This is a genomic window from Streptomyces sp. NPDC093221 (assembly GCF_044753885.1).
Lineage (GTDB): Bacteria > Actinomycetota > Actinomycetes > Streptomycetales > Streptomycetaceae > Actinacidiphila.
Map to the genome: position 1 here is coordinate 1,301,721 of NZ_JBIVOA010000001.1, position 20,842 is coordinate 1,322,562.

At 72.4% G+C, this 20,842-nt stretch carries 16 protein-coding genes, 1 tRNA gene and 1 pseudogene; 11 read left to right on the forward strand and 7 right to left on the reverse strand.

The genetic code is table 11. The features are described 5' to 3' along the window. The first annotated feature begins 13 nt into the window (after positions 1-13). Complete coding sequence (locus ACIQCJ_RS05820; RefSeq protein ID WP_355346929.1) at positions 14-1,402, forward strand: NAD(P)/FAD-dependent oxidoreductase; 1,389 nt, start codon at positions 14-16, stop codon at positions 1,400-1,402. 311 nt (positions 1,403-1,713) lie between these two features. Further along, positions 1,714-3,033, forward strand: a complete 1,320-nt coding sequence (locus tag ACIQCJ_RS05825; protein WP_355346932.1) for a cyclopropane-fatty-acyl-phospholipid synthase family protein — start codon at positions 1,714-1,716, stop codon at positions 3,031-3,033. 20 nt (positions 3,034-3,053) lie between these two features. Here the strand turns inward: ACIQCJ_RS05825 and ACIQCJ_RS05830 are convergent. Continuing rightward, positions 3,054-3,260 (reverse strand): annotated as a pseudogene (locus ACIQCJ_RS05830) (hypothetical protein); the annotation flags it as partial. A 122-nt stretch (positions 3,261-3,382) separates the two neighbouring features. On the opposite strand from ACIQCJ_RS05830, the gene ACIQCJ_RS05835 reads away from it, so the two are divergent. Next, positions 3,383-3,468, forward strand: a tRNA-Leu gene (locus ACIQCJ_RS05835). Positions 3,469-3,868: 400 nt separating this feature from the next. Here the strand turns inward: ACIQCJ_RS05835 and ACIQCJ_RS05840 are convergent. Then, complete coding sequence (locus ACIQCJ_RS05840) at positions 3,869-4,738, reverse strand: bifunctional DNA primase/polymerase (protein WP_355346935.1); 870 nt, start codon at positions 4,736-4,738, stop codon at positions 3,869-3,871. 231 nt (positions 4,739-4,969) lie between these two features. Here ACIQCJ_RS05840 and ACIQCJ_RS05845 point away from each other — a divergent pair, with 231 nt between their 5' ends. Together ACIQCJ_RS05845 and ACIQCJ_RS05850 are read left to right on the forward strand one after the other, a co-directional pair. Further along, positions 4,970-6,949 carry a hypothetical protein gene (locus ACIQCJ_RS05845; protein WP_402710797.1) on the forward strand — a complete coding sequence of 660 codons (1,980 nt, stop codon included), beginning with the start codon at positions 4,970-4,972 and terminating at the stop codon, positions 6,947-6,949. 106 nt (positions 6,950-7,055) lie between these two features. Beyond that, positions 7,056-7,958 (forward strand): Bax inhibitor-1/YccA family protein, encoded by a 903-nt coding sequence (locus tag ACIQCJ_RS05850; protein ID WP_355346941.1) that lies wholly within the window; start codon positions 7,056-7,058, stop codon positions 7,956-7,958. Between the two features lie 98 nt (positions 7,959-8,056). Here the strand turns inward: ACIQCJ_RS05850 and ACIQCJ_RS05855 are convergent, their stop codons facing one another. Further along, positions 8,057-8,290: a DUF4287 domain-containing protein gene (locus tag ACIQCJ_RS05855; protein WP_188285479.1), complete on the reverse strand. Its 234-nt coding sequence runs from the start codon at positions 8,288-8,290 to the stop codon at positions 8,057-8,059. Between the two features lie 122 nt (positions 8,291-8,412). Between ACIQCJ_RS05855 and ACIQCJ_RS05860 the strand changes: the two genes are divergently transcribed. Next, positions 8,413-8,736: a hypothetical protein gene (locus ACIQCJ_RS05860; protein WP_355346944.1), complete on the forward strand. Its 324-nt coding sequence runs from the start codon at positions 8,413-8,415 to the stop codon at positions 8,734-8,736. Positions 8,737-8,800: 64 nt separating this feature from the next. On the opposite strand, the gene ACIQCJ_RS05865 is transcribed toward ACIQCJ_RS05860, so the two are convergent. The 3 genes from ACIQCJ_RS05865 to ACIQCJ_RS05875 form a co-directional block, all read right to left on the reverse strand. Beyond that, a complete protein-coding gene (locus ACIQCJ_RS05865; RefSeq protein ID WP_391051582.1) occupies positions 8,801-9,613 on the reverse strand; it encodes a hypothetical protein in 813 nt (270 codons plus the stop codon). Between the two features lie 304 nt (positions 9,614-9,917). Next, on the reverse strand, positions 9,918-11,147 hold the full coding sequence (locus ACIQCJ_RS05870) for an acetyl-CoA C-acetyltransferase (RefSeq protein ID WP_402710798.1): 1,230 nt from the start codon (positions 11,145-11,147) through the stop codon (positions 9,918-9,920). A gap of 139 nt (positions 11,148-11,286) precedes the next feature. Continuing rightward, a complete protein-coding gene (locus ACIQCJ_RS05875; protein WP_402710799.1) occupies positions 11,287-12,339 on the reverse strand; it encodes an SGNH/GDSL hydrolase family protein in 1,053 nt (350 codons plus the stop codon). Positions 12,340-12,595: 256 nt separating this feature from the next. On the opposite strand from ACIQCJ_RS05875, the gene ACIQCJ_RS05880 reads away from it, so the two are divergent. After that, complete coding sequence (locus tag ACIQCJ_RS05880) at positions 12,596-13,984, forward strand: cystathionine beta-synthase (protein WP_355346953.1); 1,389 nt, start codon at positions 12,596-12,598, stop codon at positions 13,982-13,984. Between the two features lie 398 nt (positions 13,985-14,382). Here ACIQCJ_RS05880 and ACIQCJ_RS05885 read toward each other — a convergent pair whose 3' ends face one another. Further along, the gene (locus ACIQCJ_RS05885; RefSeq protein WP_355346956.1) at positions 14,383-14,808 is read right to left on the reverse strand and encodes a hypothetical protein; all 426 of its coding nucleotides are present in this window, start codon (positions 14,806-14,808) and stop codon (positions 14,383-14,385) included. 90 nt (positions 14,809-14,898) lie between these two features. On the opposite strand from ACIQCJ_RS05885, the gene ACIQCJ_RS05890 reads away from it, so the two are divergent. The 4 genes from ACIQCJ_RS05890 (at position 14,899) to ACIQCJ_RS05905 (ending at position 20,714) form a co-directional block, all read left to right on the forward strand. After that, positions 14,899-16,251 carry an AMP-binding protein gene (locus ACIQCJ_RS05890; protein ID WP_355346959.1) on the forward strand — a complete coding sequence of 451 codons (1,353 nt, stop codon included), beginning with the start codon at positions 14,899-14,901 and terminating at the stop codon, positions 16,249-16,251. Between the two features lie 179 nt (positions 16,252-16,430). Continuing rightward, entirely contained in the window at positions 16,431-18,587 is a 2,157-nt protein-coding gene (locus ACIQCJ_RS05895) for an MMPL family transporter (protein WP_391162274.1), read from the forward strand. A 255-nt stretch (positions 18,588-18,842) separates the two neighbouring features. Then, positions 18,843-19,715 carry a hypothetical protein gene (locus tag ACIQCJ_RS05900; RefSeq protein ID WP_402710800.1) on the forward strand — a complete coding sequence of 291 codons (873 nt, stop codon included), beginning with the start codon at positions 18,843-18,845 and terminating at the stop codon, positions 19,713-19,715. A gap of 129 nt (positions 19,716-19,844) precedes the next feature. Continuing rightward, positions 19,845-20,714, forward strand: coding sequence for a MurR/RpiR family transcriptional regulator (locus ACIQCJ_RS05905; protein ID WP_391051695.1), 870 nt, complete (start codon positions 19,845-19,847; stop codon positions 20,712-20,714). The last annotated feature ends 128 nt before the right edge of the window (positions 20,715-20,842 follow it).

Sequence of the window (20,842 nt, forward strand, 5' to 3'; positions counted from 1 at the left end):
AATACTTGTCGCCATGAGCACCACGGAGCGTCCACGGATCCTCGTAGTAGGCGGCGGTTACGTCGGCCTGTACGCGGCGCGTCGCATCATGAAGAAGATGCGGTACGGCGAGGCGACCGTCACAGTCGTCGACCCGCGCTCGTACATGACGTACCAGCCCTTCCTTCCTGAGACTGCCGCCGGCAGCATCTCCCCGCGGCATGTCGTCGTCCCGCTGCGACGCGTCCTGCCCGGGGCCGAGGTGCTCACCGGCCGGGTCGTCGACATCGACCAGGACCGCAAGGTCGCCTCGGTCGAGCCGCTCGTGGGCGAGTCCTACGAGCTGCCGTTCGACTACCTGATCATCGCGCTCGGCGCGGTCTCCCGTACCTTCCCGATTCCCGGCCTGGCCGAGAACGGTATCGGGATGAAGGGCGTGGAGGAGGCCATCGGCCTGCGCAACCACGTCCTGGAGCAGCTCGACAAGGCCGACTCCACGACCGACGAGGACATCCGCCGCAAGGCGCTGACCTTCGTGTTCGTCGGCGGCGGCTTCGCGGGTGCGGAGACCATCGGCGAGGTCGAGGACATGGCCCGCGACGCGGCCAAGTACTACCCGAACGTGAAGCGCGAGGACATGCGCTTCATCCTGGTGGACGCGGCGGACAAGATCCTCCCCGAGGTCGGCCCGCAGCTCGGCACGTGGGGCCTGGAGCACCTGCGCGAGCGCGGCATCGAGGTCTACCTCAGCACGTCGATGAAGTCCTGCGTCGACAAGCACGTGGTGCTCGCCAACGGCCTGGAGGTCGACGCCTCCACCATCGTGTGGACGGCCGGTGTGAAGCCCAACCCGGCGCTCGCCCGCTTCGGTCTGCCGCTGGGCCCGCGCGGTCACGTGGACACCGCCCCCACCCTCCAGGTGCAGGGCAGCGACTACATCTGGGCCGCGGGCGACAACGCCCAGATCCCCGACCTCGCCGCGGGCGAGGGCGCCTGGTGCCCGCCGAACGCCCAGCACGCGCTGCGCCAGGCGAAGGTGCTCGGCGACAACGTGGTCTCCGGGATGCGCGGTTTCCCGCAGCAGGAGTACAAGCACGCGAACAAGGGCGCCGTCGCCGGTCTCGGCCTGCACAAGGGCGTCGCGATGATCGTCTTCGGCAAGGCCAAGATCAAGGTCAAGGGCCGGCTGGCCTGGTACATGCACCGTGGCTACCACGGCATGGCCGTGCCGACCTGGAACCGCAAGATCCGGGTCTTCGCCGACTGGACGCTCGGCATGTTCCTCAAGCGCGAGGTAGTCTCGCTCGGCGCGATCGAGAACCCGCGCGAGGAGTTCTACGAGGCCGCCCGCCCCGCTCCGGTTCCGGCCGCGGCGGTGCCGGCTCCCGCCGAGAAGACGGCGGAACCCGCCAAGGCGTCCTGACGCGCCGCGGCGCGCGCGCCGCACCCGCTGCACCGTCCGAAGGGCGCCCGCCATCCGTGGTGCGGGCGCCCTTCGGCGTACCCGGCGCCGTTTCCGGGACCTGCCCGCGCGGCCTGCTCCCGAGCCGCCGGACGCCCCGCCGTGTCCGGTCGGGGCGGCGCCTCGCCGCCCGTCCCGCGCACCCGCGCGGCGTCCTCCGCTTCCGCCGCGCGGCGCCCGCGCCGCCGCCGGTGAGCGGCCCGGAAAAAATGCATGTATCCGCAACGTAGATTCGTCAGCGGAGACTGTCTTTCAGTCGTACGCTCGGAAGCATGGCTGACGCGGCTCACAGAATCGTCGAACTCGCCGACCACGCCCTCTCGACTCCGTTCCCGTTGCGCGTGCGCGCCTGGGACGGCAGCGAGGCCGGGCCGCCCGGCGCCCCCGTCCTCGTCATCCGGCGCCGCCGCGCGCTGCGCCGACTGCTGTGGAAGCCCGGCGAGCTGGGCCTGGCCCGCGCCTATGTCTCCGGCGACCTCGATGTCGACGGCGACTTCTACGAGGCGCTCGGCCTGCTGTCCGGGCTGTTCTGGGAGCGCGAGGAAGGGCCCGCGCAGAGTACGGCCGCCGCCGTGCGCCGTACCGCGGGCGTCCTGCGCGACCCGGCGAACTACCGCGTCGCCCGCGCGGCCCTCGCGCTGGCCGGGCCCGGGCTGCCGCCCCCGCCGCCGCCCGAGGAGGTCCGCCGCCGTACCGGGATCGCCCACAGCAGGCCGCGCGACAAGGCGGCCATCGCCCACCACTACGACGTGGGCAACGATTTCTACTCGCTGGTCCTCGGCCCCTCGATGGTCTACTCCTGCGCGGTGTGGGAGGGCGAGAAGACCACGCTGGAGGAGGCGCAGTCCGCCAAACTCGACCTGGTCTGCCGCAAGCTGGGCCTCCGGCCGGGGATGCGGCTGCTGGACGTCGGCTGCGGCTGGGGGTCGATGGTGCTGCACGCCGTCGAGCACTACGGCGTCCACGCGACCGGCGTCACGCTCTCCACCGAGCAGGCCGCCTTCGCCCGCAAGCGGATCGCCGAGGCCGGGCTCACCGACCGTATCGACATCCGCGTCCAGGACTACCGGGACGTCAAGGACGGCCCCTACGACGCGATCTCGTCCATCGGCATGGCCGAGCACGTCGGCAGCGAGCGCTACCGCGAGTACGCGCAGGCGCTGTACGGACTGCTGCGGCCGGGCGGGCGGCTGCTCAACCACCAGATCGCGCGCCGCCCGCTGCGCGACGAGGAGTCGTACCGCATCGACGAGTTCATCGACCGGTACGTCTTCCCCGACGGGGAGCTGGCGCCGGTCGGGTCGACGGTGGCCCGGCTGGAGGAGGCCGGGTTCGAGGTGCGGGACGTCGAGGCGCTGCGCGAGCACTACGGGCGCACGCTGCGCGCCTGGGTGCGCAATCTGGAGGACGCCTGGGGCGCCGCCGCGCGGGCCACGTCGGCCGGGCGGGCCCGGGTCTGGCGGCTCTACATGGCGGCCTCCGCGCTGGCCTTCGAGCGCAACCGGATCGGGGTCAACCAGGTCCTCGCGGTGCGCACCGCCCCCGACGGCGACCCCGGCATGCCCGCGACCCGCACGGCGTGGCTGAGCTGAGCCCGGCTGAGCTGAGCCCGGTTGAGTTGAGCCCGGTTGAGCCGAGCCCGGTTGAGCTGAGCCTGTTGCGCCGAGCCGGCTGGGTTTGTGCTGTGCTGGGTTTGGGTGGTGCTGAGGCGAGTTGAGCGGGGCCCGGCTGAGCGCGGAGGGCGAGATCCGGTCGCGGAGAGCGATTTCGCGTCACTTGTGCGTGGCGACTGATACTGCTGTGAACGGTGCCTGTTCAGCCCAAGAACCCTGGAACTCGTACTAACACCCCGTCAGTAACCCCTAAAATAAGACAACATGGCCGGTTGGGCGCCCTGTTCGGGATCTCCAACCCCGATACGCTTTTCACTGCGCCTCGCCGGCCCGGATGGTGGAACGCAGACACGGCGAGCTTAAACCTCGCTGCCCCTCGGGGGCGTGCCGGTTCAAGTCCGGCTCCGGGCACCACCGCCCTCACCGGCGGTGACCCCGCTCCACCCAGAGGACCGCCCGGTGGGCACCGTGCCAGCACGGTGCCCCCACGCCCCCGGAGCCGACGGGCGGTGCCCCCTTCCGCGTGAGGCGGGCCTCAGCGGATGCGGCCGCGGCGGCCGGTGACGGCCAGGGCTATGGCGATGACTATGGCGGCGATGACCGCGGCGACGATCAGGATGTGCAGCATGCGGGCCCCCATGGTGTGAGCTGGTGTACACGTCATGCCCGGGAAGGCCGGTGCGTACCCCGGTCGCGGGCAGCCGGTCGGCAGCCGTACGACCCGGCCAGTGCGAGGTCCGCACCCCGCGCCGGGGTGCCGGAGGGCGCATGGAGCCGCCGGGGTGTCGGGGTGTCGGGGTGCCTCGTTCCGGGGTTACGGGTGCGGGGAGGTACGCGGGCGGGCCGCCGAGGCCACCGTTGCCGCCGCCTCGCGCTCGCTCAGCCCGGTGTGCACCGCCGCCGTCACCAGCGCCGGTGCCAGCGCTTCGCCGAGACCGGCGTCGTACGCCCGGCACGCGGCCCAGAACAACCGGCCGTTGCGCTCTCCTTCGTGTGAATCCAGGACGAAGCGGACGAGCGCGGCGGCACGTTTCTCCGCGGGGTGGCGCGGCGCGGAGGCATCGCGGGGCGGCGCGACCGGCGGTGGCGGCGCGGCGAGCAGCAGCAGCGCGGACGGCGCGGGCGCCAGCGGATGGCCCGCGGTGCCGGGCGCCAGCAGATAGCGGCCCGCGACCGTACGCGAGCCGGGGCCGACCACGTAACCGCCCTCGCCGCGCACGTCGATGCCCGGCGCCAGGCGGCCCGCCGAGTTGGGGACCTGCGTCGGCGCGGTCAGCCACAGGTGGCGTCCGCCGCTGGGGGTGAGCACCGTGACCGTGTCGGGCACGGCGAAGCCGTGGGCGGCGGCCAGGGCGGTGAGCGCCGCGACGCCGTCGGCGCCGTGCTTGACGTCCAGGTCGAGGCCGATCAGATGGTGCGGCGCCCGGCCGCAGGCGATCCCGTACCCCGTCGCCCAGGGCGCGGCGGCGAACAGGGAGCGAATCCGGGCCGGGTCGGTGCTCGCGTCGTACACACCGTGTCCCGGACGCCCGCACGCGCCCCGGCAGTCACTCGTACGGGGCTCGTCGCGGTGCGGTGAGCGGATGGCGGGCAGTTTGGTCCGGGACAGCGGGATCACCGGCAGGCCGCGCGCCGCGGTGAGCAGGGCGGCGTGCAGCGCGCGGGTGTGGTCGGGGCGTGGCATGGCCTGCTCCCTGACGTTCGAACGTGTGTTCGTCTGCACCCTCAAGTAATACCGCGCGCGGCGCCCACCGTCCACTGCGCGAGCCGGTGTGGCGGTGCGTTCCGCGTCACGCCCGTGACACCCCGGTGACCGTGTTCGACACGCGCGGGTACTACGGTCGGGCGCGGACAGGTCGTAGCTGTCCGAGTCCGGCCCCAGGCGGGCCGGCGCCGCGACGGAGGGGCGGGAGAGATGGACGAACTGCACGCGGGGGACGCCGAGTTGTGCGCAGGCGGCGGTGACGAACGGCTGGCGGCCGAGGGCGAGACGGCACTGGCCCGGCTGATCATGGACGGCGGCGACCTGCCGCACGCGGCGAGCCATCTGGGCAACGCCGTCGCCATCGACCCGCTGCTCCCCGAGACCCACGAGGCGCTCACCGAACTCGCCACCCGCGCGGGCGGCCCGCGCGCCGCGCTCGACCTCTTCCCGCTCGACCACCCCTACATCGGCGCCGTCGTCTGCCGGGCGCACCTCCAGGCCGCCTGCGGCGAGTGGGCCGAGGCGGTCGGCCTGATCGCCGCCGCCGTACGCGCCGAGTACGACCGGCCGTGGTCGCACGTCGCCTGGCTCACCCAGGACCGGCTGCCCGAACTGCTGCCGCCGCAGGTCATGACGCAGGCGCTGGCCCGCGCGGTCGGCGGCGCGCTGCCCGACCCCGTGCCCGAGCACGCCCGCGACGCGCTGCGGCCCTTCTACGACCTGACCCGCGCGGTGGTCGAACGCCACCCGGACGAGGCGCAGCTCGCCGCCATCGGCTCGGGACTCGCCCGCCGCTTCGAGGACCACGACCGCGCCATCGCCTGGGCCCGGCAGGCGGGCCGGGTCCAGCCGGGACACGTGCCCAGCGTCATGCTCGGCTACGCGCTGCGCGCCGCGGGCCGCCCCGACGAGGCGCTGCGGGTCTGGGAGGAGGAGATGGCCAGGGACGACTCCGACCTCTCCTTGATGGTCGACATCGCCGAGCTGTACGCGGTCACCGGCCGCGCCGAGCAGGGCCTGGCGTGGGCCGAGCGGGCCGTCACCGCGGACCCGCGGCACCCGCAGGCCGCCCCGGCCGTGCACGGCGTCCGCTACGCCGCCGACGGCGACCCGGCCCATCTCGTCGCGCTCACCGACCACCTGCGCGAGCACCCCGACCACCCCTACGCGGGCACCGTCCTGGCCCGGCACAGCGAGTGGCAGCCGTGGCTCGGCGTGGTCGACAACGCCACCGAGGCGACCGTCAACGTCCTGCACCAGATCCTGGAGAGCCCCGACGCGCAGGCGATCCGGTCCGGCGGCGGCGCGAAGCTGTCCGCCTCCGCGGTCGAACCGCCGAGCGCCGCCCTCGCCTTCGCCCTCGCGCTGCCCGGCGGCACGCTCGTCAACGACGCGGCGGGCGACCCCGACCCCCGGCAGCCGACCGCCGAGGTCGCCGTCCGGATCTGGCGGTACGAGGGCCTGGCCGCGCTGCCCGCCGTCGCGCCGCCGTCGCCCGAGGCCGCGGGGCTGGTCCAGGACACCGCCTCGGTGAGCTGGCCGCACCTGCCCGCCGCGTACGACCACGCGGTGCGGCTGGCCGGGCTCGGGCTCGACGACCTGCTCGGCGTCCTCGCCCACCCGCCGCAGCCGCCGGACGACGACCAGGGCCGCTTCCTGCGCGACCACCGCCCCGAGCTGTGGATTCGCGCCGTGCAGACCTTCGCCTGCCTGGGCGTGGCCCACCACCGCGCCGACGAGCCGTGGGAGGACTCCCGGCGCCGCGCGGTCCTGCTCGACCTGCTGCACGGCCCCGAGGACTGGGTCAACGAGACGGCGGCCTTCGCCATGGTGGCCACCGCCTGGGGCGACCCGGCCGTCCGCGCCGACGTGGGCCTGCGCCTGACCGAACGGATGCTGGACGCGGCGAAGGCGTACCAGACCCGTGAGGTGACCGTCCTCGGCTCGCTGTGCCGCCTGGTGCTGCTCTGCCCCTGGCTGGACGACACCTATACGAGCCTCGCCCGTGACCTGCTGGCCGCCGTCCGCCGCTCGGACGCACACGCCGAGCAAGGCGAACGAGCCGAACGAGCCGAACACAGTGAACAGGGCGAGCAAGGCGAACAAGCGGAAGCCGTGCGGGAAACGGCCGCGGAAACCGCCGCCGCGGGTCCGCCCCGCCGCGGACTCTTCCGGCGCCGACGTGACTGAGGGTCCGTCCTGGGGGAAGATCCTCCTCCAGGCGTAGCTCGGCTTTTTGCCAAGCCATTACTCTTGACGCAAGCGGAGCCGCAGCACGCGGTCTTGGAGGAGTGAAATGAGGAGCAGCAACCCGGTCTTCTCCCGGCGGGGATTCACCCGCGGGGACTCGTACGCCGGATTCGGTGCGCAGGGCGCCCAGGGTGCCCGGCAGCAGGGCGGAAACCCTTACGGGCAGCCAGCGGGGAACCCGTATGCCGCCCAGCCCCAACAGGGTGGGAACCCGTACGCGGCCGACGGGCAGCCCCTCACCCCCGAGCAGATGGAGGAGATGTACGCCGGTCCCGCCGCGGGTCCGGCGCAGACCGGCCGGATGACGATCGACGACGTCGTCATGCGGACCGCGATGACGCTCGGCGTGGTCGTGCTCGGCGCGATCCTCGGCTGGTTCGCGCTGCCCGACAGCTACGGCCTGGCCATCGGCGCGGCGCTGATCGCGTTCGTGCTGGCGATGGTCCAGTCGTTCAAGCGCACCCCGATGCCGGCCCTGATCCTGGGGTACGCGATCTTCGAGGGCGTCTTCCTCGGCGTGATCAGCAACATGTACAACGAGCGGTGGCAGGGCGCGCCCGTCCAGGCCGTGCTCGGCACCATGGCGGTCTTCGCGGGCATGCTGTTCGCGTACAAGACCCGGCTGATCCGGGTCACCGCCCGCTACGCGCGGATCGGCATGGCCATCGCGGTCGGCTTCCTGCTGGCGATGGTGGTCAACCTGCTGTTCTACGCCTTCGGCAGCGGCAACGGCCTGGGCCTGACCACCGGCCCGCTGGGCATCGTCTTCTGCCTGCTGGGCATCGGCCTCGGCGCCTTCTTCCTCTCCCTGGACTTCAAGCAGGTCGAGGACGGCATCCGCTTCGGCGCCCCGCAGAACGAGTCGTGGTTCGCGGCCTTCGGCCTGACCGTCTCGCTGGTCTGGATCTACCTGGAGATCCTGCGGCTGCTCTCGATCCTGCGCGACTAGCGCACACGGTCCGCGTCATCGCGACGGGCCGCCGGGAAGCGTCGCTTCCCGGCGGCCCGTCGGCGTCTGTGGAGGGAGGGGGCGGGGCCTGGCGGGCGCTACATCAGATTGCGTGCGGCCCGCCGCAGGTCGTACTCGTGGACGAGGGCCTTCGCGTGGCCGTAGGAGAGGGCGTGCTCGCTGCGCAGCCAGCTCACCTTGTCGTCGAAGCGGAAGAACGAAGGGCCGTCGGCGAGGTCTCTCAGCCAGTCGCTGACCTCGCGGCCTGTGCAGTGCGGGATGCGGTCCAGCAGATTGCGGTGGGTCTCGGCGGAGAAGTGCGTTTGGGACATCGGCGCCTCCGGTAGGTGGTCCGGTTACCCCACCGTGCCCGAGCCTTCCCCCGTTGGCAACCACCCCGGACGTGCGGATATGGGTGCGATGCCGGTCCGCGCGCGCCGGTAGGGTCACGACCATGGCCGATCGCACTCCTCTGCGCCCCTCCGTCGAACGCCTCGCGGGACGGCTGCGGGCGCTTCCGCAGCGACGCCTCCAGGCGGGCGCGGCGGCCGAAGGGCTCGCGCTGGCACGGTGGTTGGCGCGGCAGGCGCAGGCGCTGGAGTTCCCCGGCCGGGAGCCGTACGAGCTGCCCGACGACGGCGTCTTCACCGTCGGTGATCAACTGGCCGTCGCGGGCAATGACTTGGCGGCGGCCCTGGAAGCCGACCCGGCGGGTACGGCGGAGGTGTGCGCCGCGGCCCTCCAGCGGGTGTCGGCGGCGGCGAAGGCGATCGGCTGAGCCGGTCAGGGCCGGAAACCGGCGTCCCGCTGTGGAGCGGGTCCGGCCCTGGGGTGAGTCCGCCTCAGAGCGAGGCCACGACCCGGTCGGCCAGTACGTACACGCTCTCGTCGCCGTACGCGAAGGTGAGCGCGTACGCGCCCGCTATCGCGGAACCGCCGCGCAGCACGGGCACCTCGCCGCGGTCGAGGGCGTCGGAGAGCTGTACCGCGGTCTCGCGGTGGCCGGGGGTCATGCACAAGGTGGTGCCGTCGGCGAAGACGTACACGTCGAGGGTGCCGAGCGGTCCGGGGCGCACGTCGGTCAGCGGGACGCGGCCGTCGGCGAGGTCGGCGAGGCGCTCGGCGGTCTGGTCCTGGGACGCGACGACCGGGGACGGCGCGTAGTCGGGACCCGAGGGGTGCGGGAAGGTGCCGGGCAGCGGGAGGGTCGCCTCCGACGCCTCGGGCTCGTGGGCCGCTTCGAGGCCGCCCGTCTCGATTCCGGCCGCCTCGAGGCCCGCGAGGTCGGCCTGCCGGGGCAGGTAGGGAAGCACCGGCGGGACCTCGTAGTCACCGGCCGCGGGACCCTCGGCGCCGGCGCCGTAGACGCCGCCGCGGAAGAAGGTGCCGTCGGTGGCGGTCTCGCGGGCCTCCTGCTCGGCCCAGAAGGCACGGGCCTCGGCCAGCTCCCGCTCCCGCTCGTCGGCGAGCGCGTCGGCGACGGCGGACCTGATGTCCCCGGCGGAGGCGCGCGGTCCGGGCACACTCAGACCGGCGAGGTCCTGACGCAGGGCGGACAGCTCGCGGCGCATGCCACGAGCGGAGAGCAGGGCGGCGGAACCCGCGGCCACGGCGATACCCGCGGCGACCAGCAGGACGGTGAAGTTGGCGCTCACTGACGTTCTCCCGACTGACGCGCGACCCGAGCAATGCCCACCGAAGCGGTGGGTGAAACTTTCCCCTCCCAACACTCTGCCGGTAAACCCCTGGCCTTTGCAGTGCGGAAAGTCACGAATTGGCCGGGTCTGTCGTCCTAGGCCATCCGGGTATGACCGTTCTGACCTGCGAAAACGCATCGCCCCCAGGAAAAATCACATCCTGGGGGCGATTTGATTGCGACTTACGTCACAACTGTGCGTTACGAAGCCGAGTGATCACGGAAGGTCACAAAATGGCCGGATGACGGGCTTCGACGGCGCGTTACGACAGCCTCTCGATGACCATCGCCATGCCCTGGCCGCCGCCGACGCACATCGTCTCCAGGCCGAACTGCTTGTCGTGGAACTGGAGGCTGTTGATGAGAGTGCCGGTGATGCGGGCGCCGGTCATGCCGAAGGGGTGGCCTACGGCGATGGCGCCCCCGTTGACGTTCAGCCGGTCCAGGTCGATGCCCAGGTCGCGGTAGGACGGGATGACCTGCGCCGCGAACGCCTCGTTGATCTCGACCAGGTCGATGTCGCCGACCGACAGACCCGCGCGCGACAGCGCCTGCCGGGACGCCTCGACCGGGCCGTAGCCCATGATCTCGGGGGAGAGCCCGGACACGCCGGTGGAGACCACGCGGGCCAGCGGCGTGATGCCCAGCTCGCGCGCCTTGGTGTCGGACATCACGACCAGCGCGGCGGCACCGTCGTTGAGCGGGCAGCAGTTGCCCGCGGTGACCGTGCCGTCGGGGCGGAAGACCGGCTTGAGGCCCCGTACGCCCTCCAGCGTCACCCCGGCCCGCGGACCGTCGTCCTTGGACACCACGGTGCCGTCGGGCAGCGTGACGGGCGTGATCTCGCGCTCCCAGAAGCCGTTCTTCAGCGCTTCCTCGGCCAGATTCTGCGACCGCACGCCGAACTCGTCCTGGTCCTCCCGGGTGATCCCCTTGAGCTGGGCCAGATTCTCGGCCGTCTGCCCCATCGCGATGTACGCGTCCGGCACCGCGCCGTCCTCGCGCGGGTCGTGCCAGTCGCCCAGCTCGGCGCTGCCCTGCTCGGCGCGCTGCTGCGTACGGGCCCTGGCCTCGTCGAAGACCGGGTTCATCGTGTCGGGCAGGCTGTCGGAGTTGCCCTTCGTGAAGCGCGAGACCATCTCGACGCCCGCCGAGACGAAGACGTCGCCCTCGCCGGCCTTGATGGCGTGCAGCGCCATCCGCGTGGTCTGGAGCGACGAGGAGCAGTAGCGGGTGACCGTACAGCCCGGCAGGTGGTCCATGCCCATCCGCACGGCCACGATCCGGCCCATGTTGAAGCCCTGCTCGCCGCCGGGCAGACCGCAGCCCAGCATCAGGTCGTCGATCTGGCGCGGGTCGAGCTGCGGGACCTTGTCCAGCGCGGTCCTGATGATCGTGGCGGCCAGGTCGTCGGGCCGCAGCTCCTTCAGCGACCCCTTGAAGGCGCGCCCGATGGGCGAACGGGCGGCAGAGACGATGACGGCTTCTGGCATCGCGACACTCCTCGTCGAGGCTGCGGGATTCTCGGGACTCCTGGGGAAGCTACCGCCACGTAGCGCAGCGAGTCATCAGAGACCGCCTGTGATGCGGGCCTCTTTCTGAGCGCTTGCTTACCCCGCTCCGTGGCTGGTCCTACCCGGCTCCGCCCGTTCCCACCCCTTCGGCCGCCGCCTCCGGGTGCCGCTCGTCCTCCGCCGGCAGTCCGCGCCGCCTGCGCCGCTTGATCAGCGCCCAGCGCCCGCGGGGACCGGACACCGCGCCCCGCGCCGCCGTGACCTCCGTACCGCCCTCGGAGGCCGCCTCGGCCGCCGCCTGGGCCACCGGCAGGAAGCCCTCGCCGCGGCGCGCGTCCGGCCGCTCGTCGTCGGTGTCCGGCCACAGCCCCAGCGCCGCGCACAACGTCGGCAGTACGGCCATGGCGGCCGTCGCGTAGCCCTCCGCCGACGGGTGGAAGTTGTCGGGGCCGAACAGCTCGCGCGGCCTGGCCTCGAACTCCGGGCCGAGCAGCGCGCCCAGCGACACCGTACGGCCGCCCAGGCCCACCACCGCGATGGTCTGCGCGGCGGCGAGCTGGCGGCTCATCCGGCGGGCCAGATAGCGCAGCGGCTGGTAGACCGGCTCGACCGAGCCCAGGTCGGGACAGGTGCCCACGACCACCTCGCACCCCGCCTCGCGCAGCCGCCGTACCGCGTCCGACAGCAGCCGGACCGAGGTGGCCAGCGGCATCCGGTGCGTCACGTCGTTGGCGCCGATCATGATCACCACGACCTCGGGCACCGGAGCGCCCGACTCCAGCAGCAGCGTCACCTGACGGGCCAGGTCGTCCGACTGCGCGCCGGGCAGCGCCACGTTCACCAACTGCACCGGCCGCTCGGCGACCGCGGCGAGCCCGGAGGCCAGCAGCGCGCCCGGCGTCTCCCTGGCCCGGCGCACGCCCTGACCCGCCGCCGTGGAATCACCCAGGAAGCCCAATCGCAGCGGCGTCTCGCCGGTCCGGTGCGCGAACGCGGAGCCGTACCTCCCGTCCGCCCGCGGCGCGACCGCGCCGGATCCGCCGACCATCCGCTTGGCCAGCCGCGCCTCGGTCAGCAGCACCCCGATCGCGGCCCCGCCCAGCAGGCTGATGCCGCCGCCTCCGAACGCCGCCGCCGTCGCGATCCGCCGTGCCACCCTCGCCCTCGACATCGAGCCGGTCACCTCCCACTGACTCCACCGGCCTACTGCGTGTACGCACGCGTATCGGTCCTGGTTACTTGGTACATGAACCTGGTGCCCCGTCAGGGACCATCAGCAACGTCAACGCTGTCCGCGTCGTCCACGTTTCGCCCGCGGTTCGCTTCCCCCGTCCTGGACCTGCCCGCCAGGTACCGCCAGCCAGACGAGACCTTGCGGACACGCCCTAGGCTTGGCCCCACCATCACGGAGAACCCGGAGACATACGGTGCAGTTTCACGACTCGATGATCAGCCTCGTGGGCAATACCCCGCTGGTGAGGCTCAACAGCGTGACCGAGGGGATCCAGGCGACCGTCCTGGCCAAGGTCGAATACTTCAACCCCGGCGGTTCGGTGAAGGACCGCATCGCGCTGCGCATGATCGAGGCCGCGGAACGCAGCGGCGATCTCAAGCCCGGCGGCACCATCGTGGAGCCCACCTCGGGCAACACCGGCGTGGGCCTGGCCATCGTCGCGCAGCAGAAGGGCTACCACTGCGTCTTCGTCTGCCCCGACAAGGTCTCCACCGACAAGATCAACGTCATGCGGGCGTACGGCGCCGAGGTCGTCGTCTGCCCGACGGCCGTCGACCCCAGCCACCCGGACTCCTACTACAACGTGTCCGACCGGCTGGTCCGCGAGACGCCCAACGCGTGGAAGCCGGACCAGTACAGCAACCCGAACAACCCGCTGTCGCACTACCACTCCACCGGCCCCGAGCTGTGGGAGCAGACCGAGGGGCGGATCACCCACTTCGTCGCGGGCGTCGGCACCGGCGGCACCATCTCCGGCACCGGGCGCTATCTGAAGGACGCCAGCGAAGGCCGCGTCCAGGTGGTCGGCGCCGATCCCGAGGGTTCGGTCTACAGCGGCGGCTCCGGGCGGCCCTACCTGGTCGAGGGCGTCGGCGAGGACTTCTGGCCGACCGCGTACGACCGTGAGGTGGCCGACGAGATCGTCGCCGTCTCCGACAAGGACTCCTTCCAGATGACGCGCCGCCTGGCCAAGGAGGAGGGCCTGCTGGTCGGCGGCTCCTGCGGGATGGCGGTCGTCGCCGCGCTGGAGGTCGCCAAGCGGCTCGGCCCCGACGACGTGGTCGTCGTCCTGCTGCCGGACAGCGGGCGCGGCTACCTCTCCAAGATCTTCAGCGACGAGTGGATGAGCTCGCACGGCTTCCTCGACGAGAGCGGCGGCAACCAGCGGATCGCCGACGTCCTCGCGCACAAGGACGGCGGGCTGCCGCAGCTCGTCCACATGCACCCGGACGAGACGGTCGGCCAGGCCATCGAGGTGCTGCGCGAGTACGGCGTCTCGCAGATGCCCGTCGTCAAGCCCGGCGCCGGGCACCCGGACGTGATGGCCGCCGAGGTGATCGGCTCCGTCGTGGAACGCGACCTGCTGCACGCGCTGTTCACCAAGCGGGCCACGCTGGAGGACCCGCTGGACAAGCACCTGTCCGCGCCGCTGCCGCAGGTCGGCTCGGGCGAGCCGGTCGCCGATCTGATGACGGTGCTGGAGAGCGCGGACGCCGCGATCGTGCTGGTGGAGGGCAAGCCGACCGGCGTCGTGAGCAGGCAGGACCTGCTCACCTTCCTGGCCGGGCACAGCGGCGTCTGAGCCGCCGGGGGGCCGTGTGCGGCGGGTGTCCGCGGCGCGGGCGGGGATTCGCGGAAACTGGTACACCCGCGACACGTCCGCGCAGCACGGGCTTAACAAGCGTCCGGCACATTAGGGGATGTCGAAAGGCACGGGACACCGGCCGGTCGGCACAACTGAATGTGGCGCCAAGGACTTCCGGAGCGGCTCCCGGACTCCATGGTGACCCTTGGACGCGAGTGCTCGGCCCTGACCCAGCCCGCGTCCACCGCGGGAACCGCCGTCGTCCCGCCCTCCGGCCTTGTTCCGGGGGTGCGGCGGTTCCCGCGCTAACTCTTTCGCCGGCCCGATCGCGAGGGCGCACCGTACGGGTGCGGGTTCTTCGGCGCGGGGCCCGGCCGGCCAGGGCCTGTCCGGCCCTAGGCCCAATCGTCCTTGTCGTCGTCGCGCTTCGAGCGCGGGACCAGGAAGCTGCTCAGGCCCTGGGCGACGTTCACGCCCACGATGCCCGCCCAGGTGATGAACAGGCCCGCCGTACCGGCGTTGACCGCGCCGATCGCGGACAGCGGGATGGCGGCGATCATCGTGAACCCGGCGAAGCCGTAGCGGGCGAAGCGCGCGCTGGGCTGCGGGGGCCCGATCGGGCGGCGGTCGGCGCGGGCGTACGACGTCTGCTGCTGCGCCAGCTCACGCCGTACGCGCTGCTCCACGCGGCTGTCGACGCGCTCTGTCACCTTCTCCATGAACGAGTCGACCAGCTCCGACTCGTACTCCGCTCCGAGGTCCTTGCGTGCCTGCAAGGTGGCGGAGAGTTCCTTGTTGAGTTCCGGGTCGCGGGCGTCCATGCGGACACCGTACGGACAGCGGGGGGTGGGCGACACTGGGGTTAGCCCCCGAATGCGCCGGGGGCCAGCCGTCCGCGAGGAGATTCCCGTATGCCTTCCCCCGTGCCGCAGCCGCCCGCCGTCCCCCTGCTCACGGCGCTGTACGAGGGCCGGGACCGGGCGGACGCGCTGACCGTGGACGGCCGGTCCTGTTCGTACGAGGAACTGCTGGGCGCCGCGGGCGCGGTCGCGCGGCGGGCGGCCGGGACCGGGGCCTTCGTCGTGGAGGCGACGGCGTCGCTGGAGACGGTGGCGGCCGTGGTCGGCGGGCTGCTCGCCGGGGTGCCGGTGGTGCCGCTCGCGCCGGACGCGGGCCCGGCCGAGCGCGAGCACGTCCTGCGCGACTCCGGCGCCCGGACGCTGCCGGTGGACTTCGCCGAGCGCGCCGACTTCACCGGGACGCCCGCGCCGGGCCCGGCCCTGATCCTCTACACCTCCGGCACCACGGGCCCGCCCAAGGGCGTACTGATCTCACGGGCCGCCGTCGCCGCCGACCTGGACGCGCTGGCCGCCGCCTGGCAGTGGACCGCCGACGACACCCTGGTGCACGGCCTGCCGCTCTTCCATGTGCACGGCCTGGTCCTCGGCGTGCTCGGCGCGCTGCGCACCGGCAGCCGCCTGGTGCACACCGGACGGCCGACCCCGCAGGCGTACGCGGCGGCGGGCGGCAGCCTCTACTTCGGCGTGCCGACCGTCTGGCACCGGGTGGTGCGGGACGAGGCCGCCGCCCGCGCGCTGTCCGGGGCGCGGCTGCTGGTCTCCGGCAGCGCGCCGCTGCCCGCGCCCGTCTTCCGCGACCTGCTGGCGCTCACCGGCCAGGCCCCGGTGGAGCGGTACGGCATGACCGAGACGCTGATCACCCTGAGCGCGCGGGCCGCGGGGGAGCGGCGTCCCGGCGCGGTCGGCACCCCGCTGCCCGGCATCCGTACCCGGATCGCCGAATCCGCCGACGGCGTCGGCGAGTTGCAGCTCACCGGGCCCACCCTCTTCGACGGCTACCTCGGGCGGCCCGAGGCGACGGCGGCCTCGTACACCGCCGACGGCTGGTTCCGTACCGGCGACATCGCGAGCGTGGACGAGGACGGCACGCACCGGATCGTCGGCCGGGCCTCCACCGACCTGATCAAGTCCGGCGGTTACCGGATCGGCGCGGGCGAGGTGGAGAACGCGCTGCTCGACCACCCGGCGGTACGGGAGGCCGCCGTCGTCGGCGCGCCGCACGCGGACCTCGGCCAGCAGATCGTCGCGTACGTCGTCGCGGACGGGGTGACGGCGGCCGAACTGACGGACTACGTGGCCACCCGGCTGTCGGTCCACAAGCGGCCCAGAATGGTCCGTTTCCTGCCTGAACTGCCGCGCAACGCGATGGGGAAGCCGCAAAAGAAGTTGCTGCCGCCCGTATGAAAAAGGTAGGGATACGGGGGTCGGAGTTGCCGCTTGCCGGGCGGCAAGTAGGCTCCTGGCCTATAAGTCCACCCCCTTGCACACCACCGGGCGGCCGGTACACGCCGCCCGGGTCGCCGATACCCGGGCCCCGCTCCAAAGGGTGGCGGTGATACGCCCTGCCATGGAGGCAGCACCGCATGTTCCACCGCATCGGACGCACCGTCGTCCGCCATCCCGTATGGACGATCGTCGCGTGGCTGATCGCCGCCGTCGCGATCATCGCCACCGCACCGAGTCTCCCGTCCAACAGCGACGAGAGCAGCTTCCTGCCCAGCAGTTACGAGTCGATCAAGGCGATGGACGTCCAGGAGAAGGCGTTCCCCGCCGCCTTCACCCCGGCCGCGATCGTCCTCTACCAGCGCACGGACGGCGCGGCGCTGACCGACGCCGACAAGTCGGAGATCACCAAGATCACCGACGAGCTGGGCAAGAAGAAGATCGACCAGGTCCAGAAGGTCGTCGAGGGCAGCGCGTCCAAGGACGGCAAGTACCAGACCGCGCTGGTCCAGATGAACAAGGAGACGGCCGGTCAGCCCAAGCAGGCCGACGCGGCCAAGGCGCTGCGTGACGACTCCACGGCGCTCGCCAAGGGCACCGATCTGAAGGTGCAGGTCGGCGGGCAGGCGGCCCAGGCCCTCGACCAGCAGGACGCGGGCAAGACGTCGGACGCCGTGGCGCTCGTCGGCTCCCTGCTGATCATCATCATCACGCTGGCGATCATCTTCAGATCGCCGCTCATCGCGATCATGCCGCTGGTCATCCTGACCGGCGTCGTCTTCACCGTCGCCAACGCGCTGATCGCGGACGCCACCAAGATCTTCGGACTCCAGGCCAACAGCTCCATCTCGGCGCTGCTGATCGTGGTCGTCCTCGGCGTCGGCACCGACTACTTCCTCTTCCTGATGTTCCGCTACCGAGAACGGCTGCGGGCGGGTGACGAACCCAAGGAAGCGATGATCAACAGCGTCACCCGCGTCGGCGAGGCCATCGCCTCGGCGGCGGGCGCGGTCATCATCTCCTTCCTGGCGCTGGCGCTGTCCACCCTGGGCTTCCTCACCCAGCTCGGCCCGGCGCTGGCCATCCTGGTCGCCGTCACCCTGATCGCGGGCCTCACGCTCTTCCCCGCGATCTGCTCGCTGATCCCGCCGCGCGCCCTGTTCTGGCCCGGCAAGAAGTGGCAGCAGGAGCCCTCCGACGCGCGCTTCGCGGCCATCGGCCGGGTCGTCGGCCGCAGGTCCGGCATGGTGGCGATCGTCTCCGGTCTCGTCATGCTGCTGCTCGCGCTCGGCACGCTCGGCTACAAGGCGTCCTACGACCTGGCGTCCGGGTCGATCCCGAAGACCAAGGAGTCGATGGTCGTCCAGGACACCCTCCAGAAGGCGTACTCGGCCGGTGCGGCGGAGCCGACCTCGGTCTTCCTCACCAGCACCTCGAACAAGCCGCTGGGCTCGGTCGACTACACCGCGTACGCCGACAAGCTGAAGAAGGTCGACGGCGTCGCGGACGTCTCCTTCGACCAGAAGAACGACCTCAACAAGGACGGCACCACCGCGAACTTCACGGTGACCCTGAAGTACGAGTCGGCCAGCGACAAGGCGATCGCCGCGGTGGGTGATGTGCGCACGGTCGCGCACGACAACGCCCCGCCCGGCACCGAGGCCCTCGTCGGCGGCTCGTCCTCGATCTTCAAGGACATCAACGCGGCGGTGAACCACGACTACAAGACGGTCTTCCCGGTCGCCGCGATCCTCATCATGATCATCCTGGGACTGCTGCTGCGCAGCGTCGTGGCGCCCTGGTACCTCATCGCGTCCGTCGCCCTCGGCTTCGGCGCCACCCTCGGCGCGACCGTGCTCATCTTCGGCCGCGGCGACGGGCTGATCTTCCTGCTGCCGATCATCATGTATCTGTTCGTCGTCGCCATCGGCACCGACTACAACATCCTCATGATCGCCCGGTTGCGGGAGGAGGCGCAGGAAGGCCGCGAGCCACGCGAGGCCGCCAGCATGGCGCTGCGGCACGCGGGTCCGACGATCGGCGCCGCGGGATTCATCCTGGCCGCGACCTTCGCGACCCTGATGCTCTCCGGCAACGCCTTCCTGACCCAGATGGGCTTCGCCGTCGCCTTCGGCATCATCGTCGCCGCCTTCGTCATGGCCATGTTCTTCACCCCCAGCCTCACCGCCCTGATGGGGCACGCGGCCTGGTGGCCCGGCCACGCCGACCGCACCCGCGCGGCCGCACCCGGCGGTCCCGCTCCCGAGCGCGAACTGGACGAGTCCGGCCACCGCTGACCCCGCGCGGTGCGGTCCGCTCGGTCCGCACCGTTCGTCCTTTATGTCCGACTCGCTCCGGCTCCTGAAGGGGCCGGGCAGGTGTTCACCGCCTGCCCGGCCCCTTCGCCGTGCCGGTCGAGGACGCGGGTGGGTAAACCTCGCAAACCCTGACGGCGTCCTACGTCATGGTCCGCATGGGGCGGATGTCCGGCGGATAGACGCGTCTATACGCTTGTGGGCGGAGTTTGGGAGCGGGAGAGGGGGCGGTGTCGGGTGCCGGGCAAGGTCCGCGCGGGGAGTCGGGGCGCCGCGGAGCGGGTGGGGACGGCGCTGCGGGGAGCCCTGCGGCTGATCTGGCGGACCGTGCGCGGCGAGTGGCAGGGGATCGTCGTCGCGCCGGTGCGTGAGCTGCTGCGCCGCGGGCTGCCCGGACTGTCCCTGGCGTTCCTCGCCGGGCTCGGGGTGATCTTCTTCCACGGGATAGCGCAGAGCAGGGCGGGCGCGACCGTGGTGCGCGTGGTCGGCGGTGTCTACGCCGATCTGCCGCTGCCGCTGGCCCTGTTGCGGACACCGGTCTCGCTGTACGTCCCCGCGCTCGACCTGCCCGTGTGGGCGGGCATGACGCAGCTCTTCCTCGCCTTCGCGCTCGCCGAGCTGGTACTCGGGCGGGCCAGGACGCTGGTGATCGCGTACACCACGACGCTGGTCGGCACCCTCATGGCGCGCGCCATGATCGCGATGGGCACCGGCTGGTGGGGGCTCGGGCTGCCGCCCGACGCCGGGGCGATCCTCGACACCGGGCCGTCGGCCGCCGTCGTCGGGCTCTTCACGTATCTGTCGATCACGCAGCGCGCGCCCATCGTCTTCTTCTTCACCGGCGGCTCCATGGTCATGGAATCCGTCATCAAGCCGAATCTGGCGGGCCGCGAGCACCTGATCGCCATCGCCACCGCGATCGTCCTGGCCGTCGTCCACCGCCGCCACGCGCTGTCGGCCTCGCGCGTGATCCGCAGCTCCGTCGCCGAGGAGCACTCCCGCCGGGTCGAGGAGCACCCCCTCCGGGCCGAAGAGCGCCCGCACCGAACCGAGGAGCGCCCCCTGCGGGTCGAGGAGAACCGCGACCTGCCGGGCGCCCAGGCACCGTAGCCTTGCCCGGACTGCATATCGTCATGCAGAGTCTTGTCCCAGTGAATAAGAGCCGGTGGACGGGGTCACGATGGGCTGGGCGGCGAAGGTCGGGGACGGCGAAGGGCCGGTGCGGTGACGGGGAGCGACGTGGTGACGGGCGGCGATGCGGCGGCGCGGGACGCGGCGGGCGGCGCCTCGGCCCGGCTGCTGAAACTCTTCGAGGCGCACCGCCTCACGCCCACCCAGCGGCGGATCGCGCACTGCCTGGTGCGTAAGGCCGCGCAGGCGCCGTACCTGTCCAGCGTGGAGGTGGCGGAACTGGCGGGCGTCAGCCAGCCGTCGGTCACCCGTTTCGCCGTCGCCCTCGGCTTCGACGGCTACCCGGCGCTCCGCCGCCACCTGCGCGAGGTCGCGCCCGCGCCCGCGGAGCCGGAGACGGCCGCGTACAACGAGTACCAGCAGGCCGTGCACGCCGAGATCGAGAATCTGCGGCACCTCGCGGAACTGCTCGGCGACACCGGGCCCGCCACCCGCGCGGGCGCCGTACTCGCCGCGTCCCGGCCGCTCCCGGTCCTCGGCCTGCGCGCGGCCGGCGCCCAGGCCCGCGGCTTCGCGTACTTCGCCGCCAAGGTCCACCCCGACGTGCGGCTCCTCGACGAGGGCGGCACGATGCTCGCCGACCGGCTCGACGCGGCCGTGCGCGCCGGAGCCACCGCCCTCCTGTGCTTCGCGCTGCCCCGCCACCCCCGCGAGGTCGTCGACGCCCTCGCCCACGCCCGCGCGGCCGGCCTGACCGTCGTCACCGTCGCCGACAGCGCCTTCGCCCCCGTCGCCGCCCACACCGACCTCCTCCTCCCCGCCGCCGTCGGCACCGGCCTCGCCTTCGACACCGCCTGCGCCCCCATGCTCCTCGGCCGCGTCCTCCTGGAGTCCATGTGCGACGCCCTCCCCGACGCCCAGGCGCGCCTGGAGGAATTCGACGCCCGGGCGGCGGCGCGGGGCGTCTTCACCGAGTAGCGCCTCGGGCGCCGTTCTGATGGCCTGGTGCCGTTCTCAGGGCCCGGTGCCGGTCTCATGGGCCGGTGCCGGTCTCATGGGTCCGGCGCCGCCCCGCCCGCGGCGAATCCGCATGATTCCGGGCCGGA